The organism is Leadbetterella byssophila DSM 17132, from assembly GCF_000166395.1.
In the GTDB taxonomy this organism is placed as follows: Bacteria; Bacteroidota; Bacteroidia; order Cytophagales; family Spirosomataceae; genus Leadbetterella; species Leadbetterella byssophila.
On sequence record NC_014655.1, the window covers coordinates 3,301,986 to 3,319,551 of the forward strand.

General features: G+C 40.9%; 10 protein-coding genes. 9 read left to right on the forward strand and 1 reads right to left on the reverse strand.

All coding sequences use genetic code 11. From position 1 onward, the window contains the following. Window positions 1–10: 10 nt before the first annotated feature. From LBYS_RS14680 to LBYS_RS14690, 3 genes are all read left to right on the forward strand, one after another. On the forward strand, window positions 11–919 hold the full coding sequence (locus LBYS_RS14680; protein ID WP_013409632.1) for an ROK family protein: 909 nt from the start codon (window positions 11–13) through the stop codon (window positions 917–919). Continuing rightward, window positions 910–1,371, forward strand: coding sequence for a nucleoside deaminase (locus LBYS_RS14685; protein WP_013409633.1), 462 nt, complete (start codon window positions 910–912; stop codon window positions 1,369–1,371). The genes LBYS_RS14680 and LBYS_RS14685 overlap by 10 nt, the downstream gene beginning before the upstream one ends. 68 nt (window positions 1,372–1,439) lie before the next feature. Beyond that, on the forward strand, window positions 1,440–2,051 hold the full coding sequence (locus tag LBYS_RS14690) for a superoxide dismutase (RefSeq protein WP_013409634.1): 612 nt from the start codon (window positions 1,440–1,442) through the stop codon (window positions 2,049–2,051). 23 nt (window positions 2,052–2,074) lie between these two features. Here the strand turns inward: LBYS_RS14690 and LBYS_RS14695 are convergent, their stop codons facing one another. Beyond that, window positions 2,075–3,073, reverse strand: coding sequence for a LacI family DNA-binding transcriptional regulator (locus LBYS_RS14695; RefSeq protein WP_013409635.1), 999 nt, complete (start codon window positions 3,071–3,073; stop codon window positions 2,075–2,077). An 85-nt stretch (window positions 3,074–3,158) separates the two neighbouring features. Here LBYS_RS14695 and LBYS_RS14700 point away from each other — a divergent pair, with 85 nt between their 5' ends. From LBYS_RS14700 to LBYS_RS14725, 6 genes are all read left to right on the forward strand, one after another. Then, window positions 3,159–4,634 carry a xylulokinase gene (locus LBYS_RS14700; RefSeq protein WP_013409636.1) on the forward strand — a complete coding sequence of 492 codons (1,476 nt, stop codon included), beginning with the start codon at window positions 3,159–3,161 and terminating at the stop codon, window positions 4,632–4,634. Further along, a complete protein-coding gene (gene xylA / locus LBYS_RS14705) occupies window positions 4,634–5,965 on the forward strand; it encodes a xylose isomerase (RefSeq protein ID WP_013409637.1) in 1,332 nt (443 codons plus the stop codon). Before LBYS_RS14700 ends, xylA begins: the two co-directional genes overlap by 1 nt. 9 nt (window positions 5,966–5,974) lie before the next feature. Beyond that, window positions 5,975–7,645 (forward strand): sodium/sugar symporter, encoded by a 1,671-nt coding sequence (locus LBYS_RS14710; RefSeq protein WP_013409638.1) that lies wholly within the window; start codon window positions 5,975–5,977, stop codon window positions 7,643–7,645. A 1-nt stretch (window position 7,646) separates the two neighbouring features. Beyond that, on the forward strand, window positions 7,647–11,546 hold the full coding sequence (locus LBYS_RS14715) for a hybrid sensor histidine kinase/response regulator transcription factor (protein WP_013409639.1): 3,900 nt from the start codon (window positions 7,647–7,649) through the stop codon (window positions 11,544–11,546). A 97-nt stretch (window positions 11,547–11,643) separates the two neighbouring features. Further along, a complete protein-coding gene (locus LBYS_RS14720; RefSeq protein WP_013409640.1) occupies window positions 11,644–14,439 on the forward strand; it encodes a glycoside hydrolase family 31 protein in 2,796 nt (931 codons plus the stop codon). Window positions 14,440–14,443: 4 nt separating this feature from the next. After that, window positions 14,444–17,566, forward strand: a complete 3,123-nt coding sequence (locus tag LBYS_RS14725) for a SusC/RagA family TonB-linked outer membrane protein (RefSeq protein ID WP_013409641.1) — start codon at window positions 14,444–14,446, stop codon at window positions 17,564–17,566.

Sequence of the window (17,566 nt, forward strand, 5' to 3'; positions counted from 1 at the left end):
TAACTAAAGAATGGCAACGGAATACCTGGGGATAGACATTGGCGGAACAAACGTGAAAATGGGCATAGTAGACGCCACCAACGGTAATATTAAGAATTTTTATAGTCACGAAACCAGTTCATGGCGTGCTTCCGGGCACTTTGTAGAGCGATTAGGAGATGCTATAGTTCTGCAGCTAAAGGAAAATCCTGATGTTAAGAAAGTGGGGATCGGTGTTCCTGGTTTAATTTCAAGAGATCGAAATACCTTGATTGAAATTACCGCTATTCCTGAGACCAATGGTATTCATATTATTCCTGTTTTAAAGGAGAGATTTCCAGATCATGAATTCTTCCTGGAAAATGATGCAAATGCTGCAGCTTTAGGTGAATATTATTTTGGAGAAGAGAAACTACCGGAAGATTATATTTTTGTGACCTTAGGCACAGGGGTAGGCGGTGCAGCCATTATTGATAAGCAAGTATTCAAAGGAGGTGGCGGAAACGCTATGGAGCCGGGTCATATGCCTTCTGAGAACGGAAAAGTTTTGGAAAGGATCATTGGCAAGAATGAGCTTTTAGATATGGCTAATGAGATGCGTGCAGCATTTGAAGGTGAAACAAAACTTCCTGCTGACGGTACCATTTCTACCACGGGATTAGTGGCAGCTGCTTCGGAAGGAGACGAGCTTGCTTTACAGATCTTTGACCGGGTAGGTGGTCTGCTTGGTGATGGTCTAGTGAGCATGATACGTATATTAGATATTACTACGGTACTTATTGGAGGCGGTTTGTCAGCTTCCTTTGATTATATATTACCCGCTATTCAGCGTCAATTGAAGTATTGGTTAACTCCTTATTACGTAAAAACTTTAGATATTCGGAGAGCTACATTAGCAAATGACGCGGGACTTTTAGGCGCGGCTAGCTTATGCTTCTAAAGAGTTATCCGGTGTTTTCGCATGAGTATTTCATGCAAAAAGCTTTGACCTTAGCTGAAGAGGCTTTTGATCAGGGAGAAATTCCTGTAGGTGCTCTGGTGGTAGCAGATGGGAAGACCATTATAGGTAAAGGGTATAATCAAACGGAGAAATTAACGGATGTCACGGCACATGCAGAGATACTTGCTCTGAGTGCCGCTTCACAATATTTAGGGGCAAAGTATCTAAAAGATTGCACTTTGTACGTTACATTAGAACCTTGTATGATGTGTGCAGGGGCATTGGCATGGTCTCAGGTGAGCAGAATTGTATTTGCTGCATCGGATGAAAAGAGAGGTTTCAGCCTTTGGGAGCCAAGTGTTCTGCACCCCAAAACAGAGGTAATTAAAGGGGTTTTGGCTAACGAAGCCGGAGCTTTGTTGAAGGCATTTTTTAGGCGTCTGAGGCAATAGAGAAGGAACGGAATAGGCCGCAGCATTGTTTTATTTTAATAAGATTCATTTAAATTAATTTATCAGTTATGGCATTTACCTTAGCACCGCTTCCATATGCTAATGATGCATTGGAGCCGCATTTTGATGCAAAAACCATGGAGATCCATCACGATCGTCATCATAACGCTTATGTTACCAATTTGAATGCTGCTATTGCAGGAACTGAATTGGATAACCAAAGTATCGAAGAGATCCTTGCAAACGTAAGCAAAGCTTCTCCAGCCGTTAGAAACAATGGTGGTGGACATTATAACCACGACCTGTTCTGGAATATTTTAGCACCTGCCGGAAAAGGGGGTGAATTATCAGGAGATTTGAAAAGTGCAATTGAAGCTGCTTTTGGTTCTGTTGAGGAATTCAAGGCTCAATTCAAAGCAGCAGCTACTTCTCGTTTCGGATCAGGTTGGGCTTGGTTAATCGTTAAAGCCGACGGAAATCTTGCCGTTACTTCTACTCCTAACCAAGATAACCCTTTGATGGATATTGCGGAAGTGAAAGGTACTCCAATCCTTGGATTAGACGTTTGGGAACATGCATACTACTTACATTATCAAAACAAACGTCCAGATTATGTAGACGCATTCTGGAATGTGGTGAATTGGGATGAAGTAGCAAAAAGATACGCTTCAGCGAAATAATCCGGGTTTCCCCCGGATTTTTTTTATTTTGTACTGGCCCTCTTTACAAGTATAGGTTCCAGTACCACTTCTTCTGGGTTGTCGTAGATATTATTCTTTTGGCTCATATTTAAGAATAGTCTAGCGCACTCTTGACCCATTTTATAGGGTTGCTGTTCAATAGTAGTCAAAGAAGGAGTGATAAATTCAGAGAACACTTCATTCGCAAAACCCATTACGGCAACTTTTTCATTTTTCCTTTCCTGTAGTTCTCTCAACATGCCCAGGGCCGTGAAGTCATCTCCGGCAATGATGGCTTGAGGCAAGTCATTTAAATCTCTTATAAAGGTTCTTCCTCCTTCTATGGAAAGTGTTCCATAGTGTATTTTTTCTTCCGGATTAGGCACACAGTAATCCTTTAGGGCAGCTATAAACCCTTCTTTTCTTCTTCTAAAGATACCAATATTCTGGACAGGTGCCATGTATAAGATTTCTTTAAAACCTTTCTTTAGAAGATGTTCCGCTGCCATATATCCGGCTTTAAAGTCGTTAAGAGTAACTGACGGTACGGTCAGCCCTTCAAAGGAGCGGTCAAAGAGTACCAAAGCTTTGCCCTGTCTTATAACTTCATGAAAATGGGATACATCTGTTTCCGTTTCTAAGGAGAGAGAGGCAATAATGCCGTCCACTTGGGCTTCAAGTAAGGTTTTTACTCCCTGTTTTTCACTTTCCAGGCTTTCATTCGTCTGGTAGAGTAGAATCCCGTAACCTGCAGATTTGAGATGGTCTTCCATGCTGTGGATTACTGAAGCAAAAAACTGCACTCGGGCACTAGGTACTATCACTCCTATGGTGAATGTCTTGCCAGACTTAAGAGAAGCGGCTAGCTTGTTAGGGCTATAGTTCATCTTTTTCGCCATATCGCGAACTTGCTCTTTCGTCTCCTTGCTGATGCTTTTGGAGTCATTAAGTGCCCTTGATACCGTGGATACTGTAACGTTCAGTTCTCTGGCAATGTCATAGATGGTTACTTTCTTTTTCAAATTTTTTTTGGATTCTCTTGGTAAATATAAGCCTTTAGTCTAATTTTATGCAATCGATTGCATTTTTCTTTTTTCCCTAGCACTCATGTACTTATTAGGAATCGACCTTGGCACATCATCTATAAAGGTTTCTGTAATTGAAGCTGCTACACAACGTATTGTATCTTCTGTTCAATATCCCGAAGTAGAAGCCGAGATTTCGAGTCCGCAAGTGGGTTGGGCAGAGCAAAATCCAGAAACTTGGTGGAAAAATACTAAAAATGCTATAAAAAAATCCCAGGAGAAGCGAAATTATGACCCAAAGGACATACAGGCCATAGGAATAGCGTATCAGATGCACGGTCTAGTGGTTTTAGATGCTCAGGGTGAAGTCTTAAGACCTTCCATCATTTGGTGCGATAGTAGGGCAGTGGAATATGGAGATAAGGCCTTTTCTACCTTAGGCAAGGATTTTTGTTTGGAACACCACCTCAACAGTCCCGGAAATTTTACCGCAGCAAAATTAGCTTGGGTAAAAGAGAATGAACCTGCTGTGTATGAGAAGATAGATAAGGTGATGTTACCTGGAGAATACCTTGCGTATAAGTTAAGCGGAGCATTATCCACCAGTATTAGCGCCCTTTCTGAAGGGATATTTTGGGATTTTGTGGAGAACAAGCTCTCAACTTCGGTTTTGAAGTACTTCGGATTTCCAAGGTCCTTTTTTCCGGATATTCAGGATGTGTTCTCTGTTCATGGAGAACTGCGATCTGATGTTGCGGCAGAATTGGGCTTGAGATCGGGTATACCCATTGCTTATAAGTCAGGTGATCAACCTAACAATGCTTTTTCTTTGAATGTCTTAGAGCCGGGTGAGGTTGCGGCCACTGCAGGGACCTCTGGAGTGATCTATGGGGTCAGTGATGCTTTGGTGCATGATCCGGAATCTAGGGTGAACACCTTTGCCCATGTGAATTATACCCCTGATCAAGTGCGAACAGGAACTTTGCTTTGCATCAATGGAACGGGAATATTGTACAGTTGGGCCAAAAAGCTCTTAGGTAATTCTATTTCCTATCAAGATATGAATGCCAGTTCGGCTGCAATATCTGCAGGAGCAGAAGGGCTCAGGGTGCTTCCGTTTGGGAATGGGGCTGAGCGTATATTCCATAACAGGACTATTGGCGCACATTTTGAAAATCTGGATCTGAACCGTCACCATAAAGGGCATTTTTTGAAAGGTATTACAGAGGGGATTGCTTTTTCATTCCGCTACGGATTAGATATCATGAGAGAAAATGGCATGAATGCCAGTAAAGTGAAGGCCGGTCATGCCAATTTGTTTCTAAGTGAGGTGTTTCAAAGGGATTTTGTGGAGGCTACTGGCCTAGAAGTGGAATTGTATGATAACGATGGAAGCGTAGGGGCTGCCCTAGGAGCAGGTTTGGGCTCAGGAGCATTTGCCTCTGCTAAGGAAGCCTTTTTGGGTGTGAAAAAAATAAAGACTATTAGTCCTCAAGGAGGATATGAGGATATATATGAAAATTGGAAAGAGATCTTAACTACTAAACTAAATAAATAATGGCTATTGTAACAGGAGATACAGAGTACTTCAAGGGTATTGGTGAGATTAAATATGAGGGAAAGGATACAGATAACCCTTTGGCCTTCCGCTACTATGATCCAAATAGAATAGTAAGAGGAAAAACCATGAAGGAACATTTGAAATTTGCCGGGGCCTATTGGCACTCATTCAATGGCAATGGTTCAGATCCTTTTGGTGAACCTACGCATATTTTCCCTTGGGATGTAAAGCAAGATCCCATAGTGAGAGCTAAAGATAAGATGGATGCTGCGTTTGAGTTTTTGACCAAAATGAATCTGCCTTATTACTGCTTCCATGATGTAGATATGGTAGATTATGGTTCAGATGTTGCCGAAAATGAAAGGCGATTAGAGGCTCTAACTCAATATGCCCTGGAGAAACAAAAGGCTACAGGCGTGAAGTTGCTTTGGGGAACAGCAAACCTTTTCTCGAATAGGAGATACATGAATGGAGCCATAACTAATCCGGATTTTCATGTTCTTACGCACGGAGCAGCACAAGTGAAAGCGGCCTTAGACGCTACTATCCAGTTAGGCGGAGAAAATTATGTATTCTGGGGAGGTAGAGAAGGCTATATGACTCTTTTGAATACAGACATGAAGAGAGAGAAAGAGCATTTTGCCCGTTTCTTACATACTGTTAGAGATTATGCCAGAAAGAATGGATTTACAGGTACCTTCTTCATAGAACCTAAGCCATGTGAGCCTTCAAAACATCAATATGATTATGATGCGGAGACGGTGATAGGATTCTTGAGACAGTATGATCTATTATCCGACTTTAAACTTAACCTTGAAGTTAACCACGCTACTCTAGCAGGACATACCTTCCAGCATGAATTACAGGTGGCTGCTGATGCCGGTCTACTAGGCTCTATAGATGCTAACAGAGGAGATTATCAGAACGGTTGGGATACGGATCAATTCCCTAATAACATCAATGAGCTTGTTGAATCCATGTTGATCATATTGGAAGCAGGTGGCTTCAAAGGGGGTGGAATCAATTTTGATGCGAAGATTAGAAGAAATTCTACGGATCAAGAGGATCTTTTTTATGCACATATCGGAGGAATGGATATATTTGCAAAAGCTCTGCTTTTAGCAGATGAAATTTTGGAAAAATCTGAATATTCCAAATTAAAGGCAAACCGTTATGCATCTTTTGATTCTGGACTAGGAAAAGCCTTCGAAGAAGGAAAATTAAGTCTGGAAGATTTAAGAAATTATGCAGCAGAAAATGGTGAGCCTAAGGTCATCAGCGGGAAGCAGGAATACTTAGAGAATTTAATTAATCGATATATTTTCTAATAAACCTTAATGAACTTTTTGAGCACCCAGGATTACATCGTATTCCTCATTTACTTTGTTATTGTAGCCGGATACGGTCTTTGGATTTACAATCGGAAGAAGAAGGAAAGTAGTAACACAAAAGATTATTTCTTAGCGGAGGGTTCGCTCACTTGGTGGGCTATAGGAGCATCTCTGATAGCCTCCAATATTTCGGCTGAACAGTTTATAGGAATGAGTGGCTCCGGATTTAACTTCGGTTTAGCCATAGCCGCCTATGAATGGATGGCAGCTGCTACCTTGATCATTGTGGCCTTGTTCTTCATCCCGGTTTATTTGAAGAATAAGATCTTCACCATGCCACAGTTCCTACATCAGAGGTATAATGGGACGGTAGCCATGATTATGGCGGTATTCTGGCTTTTGCTCTATGTAGTGGTAAACCTTACTTCTATTCTTTACTTAGGAGCATTAGCTATCAATAGTATCTCGGGACTTGATATCACCCTTTGCATGTACGGCCTAGCGATATTTGCCATATTCATTACTCTGGGCGGTATGAAGGTCATAGGCTACACCGACGTGATTCAGGTATTTTTCTTGATTTTAGGAGGACTTATAACCACGTATTTAGCTCTGCAATTAGTGGCAGACAAACACGGCACTACCGGTGCCATCAAGGGTTTTGAGATCTTGACCAAAGAAGTGCCTGATCACTTCCACATGATCTTCAAAAGAGATAATCCTCATTATTTGGATATTCCGGGTCTGACCATGTTACTTGGGGGACTTTGGATAGTAAACCTGAATTATTGGGGATGTAATCAATATATCACTCAAAGGGCGTTGGGGGCAGACTTGCCAACTGCCAGAAATGGTATTCTGTTTGCCGCATTCTTGAAAATGTTAATGCCTATAATAGTAGTATTACCGGGTATAGCCGCCTTCTTCCTTTATCAGAAAGGCATGTTCCAAACGGAAATGTTACAAGGAGGAGAATTGAACCCGGACAGGGCGTATCCGGTGTTACTTAACTTACTCCCTGCGGGATTGAAAGGTTTATCCTTTGCCGCTTTGACTGCTGCGATTGTAGCTTCATTAGCAGGTAAAGCCAATAGTATTGCTACAATCTTTACTTTGGATATCTTCCAAAAGAAGATTAAGCCGGAGGCTTCAGAGAAATCTTTGGTAAATGTTGGGAAAATCACTGTGGTAGTTTCCATGATACTGGCTGTGATGATAGCTCCCTATTTAGGAATTGATAAGAAAGGAGGATTCCAATACATTCAGGAGTATACCGGTTTTGTATCTCCAGGTATTTTTGCCATGTTTATCTTAGGATTCTTCTGGAAGAAAACTACTTCAAATGCGGCGCTTTTCGCTACCATAGGAGGCTTCTTGCTCTCCGTATTTTTCAAAGTATTACCGAATTTTGCCGATCTGTCCTTCTTAAGTGGAATGGGCTTTGCCGTGCCTAATGCAGTGGGTGTTTATGAGATACCATTCCTGGATAGAATGGGTTTTGTGTTCCTGATCTGTATTTTGGTAATGTACATCATAAGTACTATTGAGAATAAGAAAGGCATAGTGCCTAAGGGATTGGAAGTGGATAAGTCTATGTTCCGTGCTCATCCTGGTTTTGTGGCAGGGGCATTGATTATCGTGCTGATGTTAGTGGCACTTTATTCGGTGTATTGGTAATATGCCATGGGGCTGGTTCTTCCTTCTATTCGCCAGTGCCTCTGTATTTGCACAATCGTTTAAGCGTTTAGGCATTAATGAGGGCCTGAATCATAACCACGTGACCGCAGTATGCCGGTCGGCAACCGGTTTTCTTTGGATAGGTACGGCTGATGGACTGCACAGATTTGACGGCAAATCCTTGAAGTTATATAGGGGAATCCATTTAGTTAATCAGATTTATGAAGGGCCAGATGATTTGCTTTGGATTCGTACGGATCAAGGTCTTCAAGTTCTAGATCAAAGGAAGGAGACCTTCTATAAGAATTCAGATAGTCTGCTAAGTGCCAAGGGTTTCCCCAAAGGGAATTTTCTAGACCTAATAAAAGATAGAAATAACCGCTTTTGGCTTTTACATTCTGATGGTGGATTTTCACGGTATCAAAACGGTCAGATCGATACGTACTCCTCAGGAAAAGCGGCGGTTTCTTTTGCTTTGGATCCCAATGGAGCGATTTGGATGATGTATGCTGACGGGTATATAGAGAAGATACATGCAGAAAGTTTGGAACTACAGTTCAGAAAGAAACTTCTTTCCAAGGCAGATCCTAACTATAGAATTTTTATTGACAGACAAGGTTCACCGTGGATTTTCTCTGCAAATACACCTAACGGAGTTTTCTGGTGGCCTGATATCAGTACGGCTCCAAAAGTTTTTGCGCTTTCTTCTCCTCATTATCCCCTTAATAACAATACAGTAATAGGTGTTACGGAAGACCAAAGAGGGAAAATCTGGATTGCTACTGACCATGGCGGGGTAAATCTATTTGATCCTCGTACACAGGTGCTTACCTATTTGATGAATGAAGAATATAATGACAGGAGCCTAAGTCATAATGGTACTTCTGCTTTACTTTGTGATGAAGAAGGCATAGTATGGGTAGGTACATATAAAGGTGGATTAAATTATTATCACGAACAATTAATCCAATTTCCTGTGGTTCGGAATCATAAAATACCCTATGAAGATGTAAATAGATTTGTCGAAGATAGGGAGGGGAATTTGTGGATCGGTACTAATGGAGGTGGCTTATTATTTTACCATAAGGCAAGCAATACTTACAAGCAATTTCTACATAATCCTTCCCAGCCTCAGAGTCTAGGGTCAAATGTGATAGTTAGCTTATATCTTGACAAAGAAGATAGATTATGGGTGGGTACCTACCACGGAGGACTGAACTTATTTCAAAACGGAAAGTTTACCCGCTTTCTAAATCAGGCTGATGATCCTTATAGCCTTAGTAATAATAGTGTTTGGGAGATCTTTGAAGACAGTAGGGGGAATCTATGGATTGGTACTCTTTCAGGTGGAGCTCAGGTTTTAGATCGATCCAGCGGCAAATTTCTCAAAGTAGGTAGAGACATCCCGGGACCATCTGCTCCTTACATCTGTGCCATAATGGAGGACCGAAAGGGTAGATTGTGGTTTGGTTCTGCCACAGGTATAGAAGTATTTGATCCGAAAACCAAGAAGGTGAAAAAATATGGAATGGCGGATGGGTTAAGAAATGAATATATCTCTGATTTTCTCGAGGATTCAAAAGGTAGATTTTGGGTGGCTACGAGAGATGGTCTACACCTTTTTGATGCAGAAAGTGAGCGTTTTAAGTTTTTCGACGAGGGACTTCAAGACCACACTATTCATACACTTTTGGAAGACCAGAGTGGAAAAATATGGATGAGCACGGCTAAAGGAGTCTCCATGTTAGTGGAGAAGGAACAATGGATCATTAGGAATTTCGATCAAGAAGATGGGTTGCAGTCGGCTGCTTTTAATGAAAATGCGGCACTTAAAAGCCGATCGGGTGAACTATTGTTCGGTGGTCCAAAGGGCTTTAATATTATTCGTTCGGAAAATCTATATCAGGAAGGTAAAATTCCGCAGCCAAAATTAATTGACTTCTTACTCTTTAATAGGAGTATAGGAGTGGGTGAAGTAGTAAACGGGAGAGTTATTTTAGACAAAACTTTGCCTTTTATTAAAGAGATATTTCTACGACATGATCAGAATGTGATAGGTTTAAGCATTTCTCCCATGTACTTTTTACATCCCAAGAGGGTACAGATGAAGTATATTTTGGAAGGTTTTAATACGGAATGGTTAGATGGGAATAATCATTTGGTCACCTTTACCAACTTGAATGCTGGAGAATACACTTTCAAGGTGATAACCTCTTTGGATGGGGAGCAATGGAGTGCCCCCTTTACACTTTTGAAGATACATGTATCTTCTCCATGGTGGAAGACTCCCTGGGCTTATGCATTTTATTTTATCATTATCTCTTCCATCCTTTTGGTCATAAGATATTTTGAGAAAAGTAATCAGGCCAGACTTTTCGCCCTTCAACAAGAAAGAGAGGAGGCGAAAAGGATAAAGGAGCTGGACCTACTAAAAACAAAATTCTTTACAAATGTGAGTCATGAGTTTAGGACTCCTCTTAGTTTAATCCTGACTCCGGTGGAGAAATTGGTTCAATTAGAAACGGATGCCCATAAAAGAATGCATTTGGATCTTGTTTATCGGAATGCGCGAAGGCTTTTGAATCTGGTGAATCAATTGTTGGATTTTAGAAAAATAGATACCCGTTCTTTAGTCCTTCATGCCGTAGAGGGTGATATCATAGCTGAACTTAAAGATCACGTCAGATCTTTTAGAGATTTAGCTGAAAGTAAGGAAATACAATATCAAATTCAGATTCCCGCCGAGCCATTTACTTGTAGATTTGATCATGATAAACTAGAAAGGATAATTTTTAATTTACTTTCAAATGCTTTCAAATTTACACCGGTGGGTGGAAGAGTGTTCTTTGAATCCACTATTGACGGTAAATATTTAAATGTCAAAGTTGGGGACAACGGAATGGGTATTCCTGATGATTCATTGCAGAGGATATTTGATAGGTATTTTCAAGATGATTTGTTAAAATCTGTCTTGAATCAGGGGAGTGGAATAGGACTTTCTATCACAAAGGAGTATGTCTCATTAATGGGAGGGGAAATCTCTGTTGAAAGCAAGGTGGGAATGGGTAGTACGTTCAATGTTAGAATTCCGCTTGATCCTGCACCTGTGCCCACTCAAAGGATAGAGAGGCGAGGCAATTTGGGGGGAGAAAAGATCTTAGTAGTGGAGGATAATGAAGATTTTAGATTCTATCTGCTAGATAATCTTAGAGAAGAATTTGCATTAGAAGAAGCACGGAATGGTGAGGAGGCTTGGGAGAAAGTGTTAAGTTATCATCCTGATCTCATTGTTTCAGATATTAATATGCCGGGAATGTCAGGTTTAGAGCTATGTAGGAAAATCAGAAGAGATCCTAGAACAAAGCATATTCCGGTCATTTTGTTAACGGCAATTTCTTCTGATAGTGCACAGATAGAAGGTTTAGATTCAGGAGCTTCAGACTATATTATAAAACCGTTTAATGTTGAACTTCTGCTTACTAAACTTAGGACCCAATTGAAGCAAAAAAGCTCATTGGAAAAGGCCTTCAAAAAGAAAGTAAGTATAGAAGTTAAGGTACCGGAAACGGAGAGTTCTGATGAGAAATTTGTAAGGAAGGCCTTGGAACTGATCGAAGCTAATCTAAGTAATACTGAATTTTCTGTTGAAATTTTAGCTGAAAATTTGAATGTAAGTAGAGTAGGTCTTTACAAAAAGATCTTTGGATTAACAGGAATGTCTCCTTCTGAATTCATCCGAGATATTCGATTAAAAAGGGCCGCAAAGATGTTAGAAGACACGGGTCTAACAGTGGCAGAAGTAGCTTATTCTGTAGGTTATAATAACCCCAAGGCGTTTTCTAAGTTCTTTAAAGAAAAATGGGGGCATAACCCCACTGATTTTAGGAAGATTAAATCCTGATTTGGTTTACATATTGATCCCTATTTATTAACAAAACCGCCCCTTTCAAGAGTCTTGAGACTAATACTTTTGTCTAAAAATTTCTTTGATTCATCCAATGAAACTATTTAGACTACTTTTCCTATGGATTTCTGGGGTAAGCATGGCTCAGACTCCACAGTCCGTCCTGCTGACACTGCCGGCAAATCCATGGAGACCTGAACTTCAATTGACAGTTGAAGTTTTAAATGACCAAACCTTTCATGTCACTTCCTTCCCAAAGAAGACGAATGTAGCAAGGACTGAAAACTTATCAGTAGTAGGCAAAATGGAGAGTGTTTCCGTGTCAAAAGAGGAGGATGCACAATTTATTAAATTGAAAACTCCGAAGGCTACAGCTATCATTGATAAAGTCTTAGGTGCCGTAAAATTTGAGGATGCGGAAGGCAGAGTTCTATTAGCAGAAAGACCTAGGTCCAGTGAAAGTTTTGAGGCTGATAGCTATTCAGGTGATTCATTTTACAGAGTTAAACAAACTTTTGAGGTAAGTCAGGAAGAAGCATTTTATGGGTTAGGACAGCATCAAAATGGAGTAATGAATTACAATGGGGGAAGGCAGGTCACGCTTTTGCAGTACAATACCATGATAGGTATTCCCTTTCTTTACTCAACCAAAAATTATGGGATTTTATGGCATAACTATTCCATTACTAAAGCGGGGGATATTCGCCCATTGCTACCCTTATCAGCATTCCAACTCTATTCTGCGGAGGGTCATAAGGGTTGGTTGACGGTTAATTATTATGCCAAATCATCAGCAGATAAAGTAATTTTTACCCGACCGGAATCAGAGATCTCCTATTTGTATTTAAGTGATCAGGATAAACTTCCCAAAGAAGTGGATCTCAGTAAAAGTTTAGCCCGGTATGAAGGTAAAATAGAGTCACCATATACAGGCTTGCATCGTCTTCATTTCAATTATTCAGGCTATCTGAAAGTTTGGATTGATGGGGAATTGAAAGAGGATAGATGGAGGGAAAGTTGGAATGCAGGCTCTTTTGAGTTGGATTTGCAGATGAAGCAGGGGCAGAAGGTGGATTTGAAGATGGAGTGGGTGCCGGACGGGGGGCAAGCGTATCTGGGATTACAGTGGCAAGCTCCGCTTCCTGATGAACTTCAAAATACCTTTTCTTTTTCTTCTGAGGCTGGAGATAGCATAGATTATTATTTCATAGCAGGATCTACCGGAGATGAGGTCATACAAGGGTATAGAAAGTTGACCGGGAAGGCACAGATTCTTCCTAAATGGGCCTTTGGATATTGGCAAAGTAGGGAAAGATATAAAACGCAGGCTGAACTAGAGCAAGTGGCTGAGGAATTTAGAAAGAGAAGAATTCCAATTGATAATCTGGTACAAGATTGGTCTTACTGGTCAGAGCATGATTGGGGTAGTCACGATTTTGATTTAACTCGATTCCCTGATCCAAAGGGGATGATTGAAAAGTTGCATCAGGCCAATTATAAGTTGATGATATCTGTTTGGCCAAAAATCAACGAGAGGGCATCTCCTTATATTGAATTTAGAGATAAGGGCTGGCTGTATCTGAGAAATATTTACGATAAAAGGAGGGACTGGATAGGGCCTGGATATACCTCTACCTTTTATGACCCCTTTCATGAAGGTGCTAGAAGGGGCTTCTGGAACTTGATGAACGAAAAATTGTACCAACTAGGAATGGATGCTTGGTGGATGGATGCTAGTGAGCCTGACATTCATTCCAATTTGAATATTGCGGAGAGGAAATCCGTTTTTCAACCAGCCATTGGTTCCTCTACACGTTATTATAATGCTTTTCCTCTGGAAAATGCCAGAGGTATATTTGAGGGTCAAAGAGAAACAGATCCCAATAAACGTGTGGTTATTTTGACGCGTTCCTTTTTTGCAGGGCAGCAAAGATATTCGGCCATTGCATGGAGTGGAGACATTTCTAGTAGATGGCACGATATGAAAGATCAAATATCGGCTGGGGTTAATTTTTCAATGTCCGGAACACCTTATTGGACTATGGATGCCGGTGGGTTCCTAGTAGAGAGAAAATGGCATAAGGCAGAGGGCGCAGATTTAGAAGAATGGAGAGAGTTAAATGCTCGTTGGTTCCAATATGGTGCTTTTTTACCCCTGTTTAGAGCCCATGGACAATTTCCCTTTAGAGAACCTTTTCATATAGCGCCAGCAGGTCATCCCGCCTATGAAAGCATGGTGTATTACATTAAGTTGAGATACAAGTTGCTGCCCTATTTATATTCTTTAGCTGGAGATGTTTATCATAAGGACGGAACATTTCTAAGGGCTTTAGGAATGGAGTATCCTAATGATCCCCAAATCCTTTCCGTAAATGATCAATTCCTTTTGGGTAAGTATTTACTAGTTAATCCCGTAACTGCAAAAGGTCAGATAAGTAGAAAGGTGGTCTTACCTGCGGGAAATGAGTGGTACGATTTCTATAACGGAAGTAAGGAAAATGGTGGTAAGATCATTGAAGCGGCTGCGCCATATGAGAGAATACCACTGTTTGTGAGGGCAGGGGCCATACTACCTCTAGGTCCGGAGCTACAATACTCAGATGAGAAACCGGCCGATAAAATCTCACTTTACGTCTATGCCGGGGCTGACGGCTCCTTCACACTTTACGAAGACGAGGGCAAGAATAATGAATATGAGAACGGTAAGTATGCCATGATTCCTATGAAGTATGATGACCAAAGTAGAACGTTGACCATTGGAAAACGGATTGGAGAATATCCTGGAATGTTAAAGCAAAGACAATTTGAGGTAATATGGGTAGATGGAAGAAATCATAAACCTCAGATCATTAAGTACAAAGGAGAAGAAACAACCTTAAAATTAAAATAGACCTATGCGAATTTTTACCAAGCTTAAATTGACGGTAATACTGATTCTCGTGACTCAAGTTCTTTGGGCACAAGGCATCAGAGGTACCGTTTTGTCAGAAGAAGATGGTGAACCGGTGGCCGGTGCAACTATCAAAGTGAGAGGAGGAACTGTGGCAACCCTCTCAGACGCCACAGGGAGATTCCAATTAAATGCGAAATCTGGTGATGTTCTGGAAGTTTCGTTTATTGGATTCCAAACTGCGGAGTATACGGTTCAAAAAGCGGGAGAGATTGTGATCCGACTATCTTCTGCCCAATCTGCTCTAGACGAAGTTGTAGTGGTGGGTTATGGAGTACAAAAGAAGAAACTCGTGACGGGGGCAAACCTTAATGTAGGAGGAGAACTTATTCAGCAACAAAATACCCTAAACCCTTTGCAGGCTTTACAGGGGCAAGCTGCAGGAGTGACTATTCTTTCTACATCCGGCCAACCGGGGGCGGGAATGAAAGTAAATATTCGGGGGCTTGGTACAATTGGTAATTCTAACCCCTTGTACGTTATTGATGGAATTCCAGGCGGAGATATAGCCTTGCTAAATCCGGCTGATATTCAGTCTATTGATGTGTTGAAAGATGCTGCTTCTGCTGCCATCTATGGTGCTCAAGCAGCAAACGGCGTAGTACTTGTTACCACTAAGATGGGAGGCAAAGGACAAGTAAGTTATGACGCTTATATAGGTATACAAAATCCAATACGAATGGTTGATATGCTGAATGCTGAAGAGTATAAAGTGATCATGAATGAGCAAGCTTTGAATTCAGGAGCTGCTTTAATTCGATTTGAGGATATGCAGGGACTATCCAATACGAATTGGGTAGACCAGATGTTCATCAAGGATGCTGCTACTCAAAATCATTCTTTGCAAATCAATGGTAGCAATAACTCTTCTGCTTATTCCATTTCCTTTAACAAAATTGATCAAGAAGGTATTGTAGGAGGAAAGGACGTGTCAAATTATCAGCGTTATGGATTTCGGATAAACACGGAGCACAAACTCTATAAAGACTTCTTAAAAGTAGGTCAACATCTTAATTTTAATTATATCCGTAATAATGGGATAAGCGTAGGAAACCAGTATAATAATACATTAAGGGGGGCATTTATTACCTCTCCGCTATCTCCAGTATATAGTGGAAATAATAAGTACAATAGCCCTTATAATGATACTAGCGATTCCCCGTGGTACAATGGAGATGGCAACCCTTATGGCTCCATGATGACGAATAGTAATAATCGAAGTGATACACAAAGGCTCCTTGCAGATCTTTATGCGGAGATAGAGCCCATTAAGAGATTGAAAATCAAGAGCATTTTTGGATTTAATTATTCTGCAAATGAATATCGGAGCTTTCAACCTCTTTACAGATTTTCGGTATACAGTTTTAATGAAAACCGCACTATTACCTCTCAAAGTATGAATAAGGGCCATACGATGACCTGGACAAATACAGCATCCTATGACTTCGCTTTGAATAACAAACATTATTTTGATCTCTTGGTAGGAATGGAATCCCAGAGATACCAAGGGACTTATTTATCCGCATCCAATTGGAATTTACTCACCCAGTTTGATGATTTTGATCATGCTTATTTGGATAATACTACTGGTATTGCGCATCTAGATGCTGATGGAAATGTGGTAGAAACAATGGGAGTAGGAGGTGGACCAGATAATTTATACCGCCGCGCATCCTACTTTGGAAGAGCGGGATATAATTATAAGGAGAAATACATGCTAAATGCCACATTGAGAGCTGATGGATCATCAAAGTTCTCTCGTGGAAATAGATGGGGATATTTTCCATCTTTCTCCGCAGGATGGGTAGTAACTAACGAAGATTTTTTTGAGCCAGGTAGAAGTTTGGACTTCTTAAAGCTAAGAGCCAGTTGGGGACAAGTAGGTAACCAAAACATTGATGATTTTCAGTTTGCTTCTCCCATCAACACCTCAACAGCTTATAGTAGTGGAAATCCGGCAGCCTTCTATGTTTTTGGAACCTCAAAAACAAATGTACCTGGAGCTTATCCAAGCAGATTATCTAACCCCTTAGTCAAGTGGGAAACCTCAGAACAAATTAACATAGGTTTTGATGCCTATCTGTTGAGGAGCAGATTAGAGGTTTATGGTGATTTTTACATCAAAACCACTAAAGATTGGCTAGTGCAAGCTCCCATCTTAGCCACCGCAGGAGCAGGAGCACCATTCATTAATGGTGGAGATGTGAAAAATACAGGGGTTGAATTATCCGCCATATTTAAAGATAAGGCAGGTAGTTTAGGGTATAGGTTTGGAGCCAACGCCTCTTTCAACAAGAACGTGGTGGGAAATATCCCTACTGAAGATGGTATAATCCACGGTCCCACCGGACAGTTGTTTGACAACTCTGATGAGTTCTATAGAGCACAGAACGGAATGCCAATAGGTTACTTTTGGGGATATAAAACTGATGGTCTTTTCCAAAATTACGAGGAAATAGAAGCCTGGAGATCTGCAGGAAAGGGAATACTCCAACCGGAAGTAAAACCAGGTGATGTACGCTATGTGGACGTGAACTCTGATGGGAAAATAGATGCATCAGATAAAGTCAATCTAGGTGTAGGTATGCCTAAAGTGGTGTTCGGATTCCATGCGAATTTTGACTACAAAAACTTCGATCTGGGAATCATTGCCAATGGGGTGTCAGGAAATCAAATCGTACAATCCTATAGAAATCATACCAACAAACAAGCCAATTACACTTCAGCCATACTCCAACGCTGGACAGGAGAAGGCACTTCGAATAGGATTCCAAGGGTAACTGAAACCAATGTGAACTGGCAATTCTCTGACCTTTATTTGCAAAAAGGTGATTTCTTGAGAATTAGTACCATCACTTTGGGGTACAATTTTGCCCCTCCTATTAAATGGAAACATTTGAGTCAGTTCCGAGTATATGCTCAAGCGCAAAACATGTTCACCTTTACCAAATATGACGGCATGGATCCTGAAATAGGTTACGGTACAAGCGGATGGGTGTCTGGTATTGACCTGGGTTATTACCCTCGCCCTAAAATCTATCTAGTGGGAGTAAACATTAAATTTTAA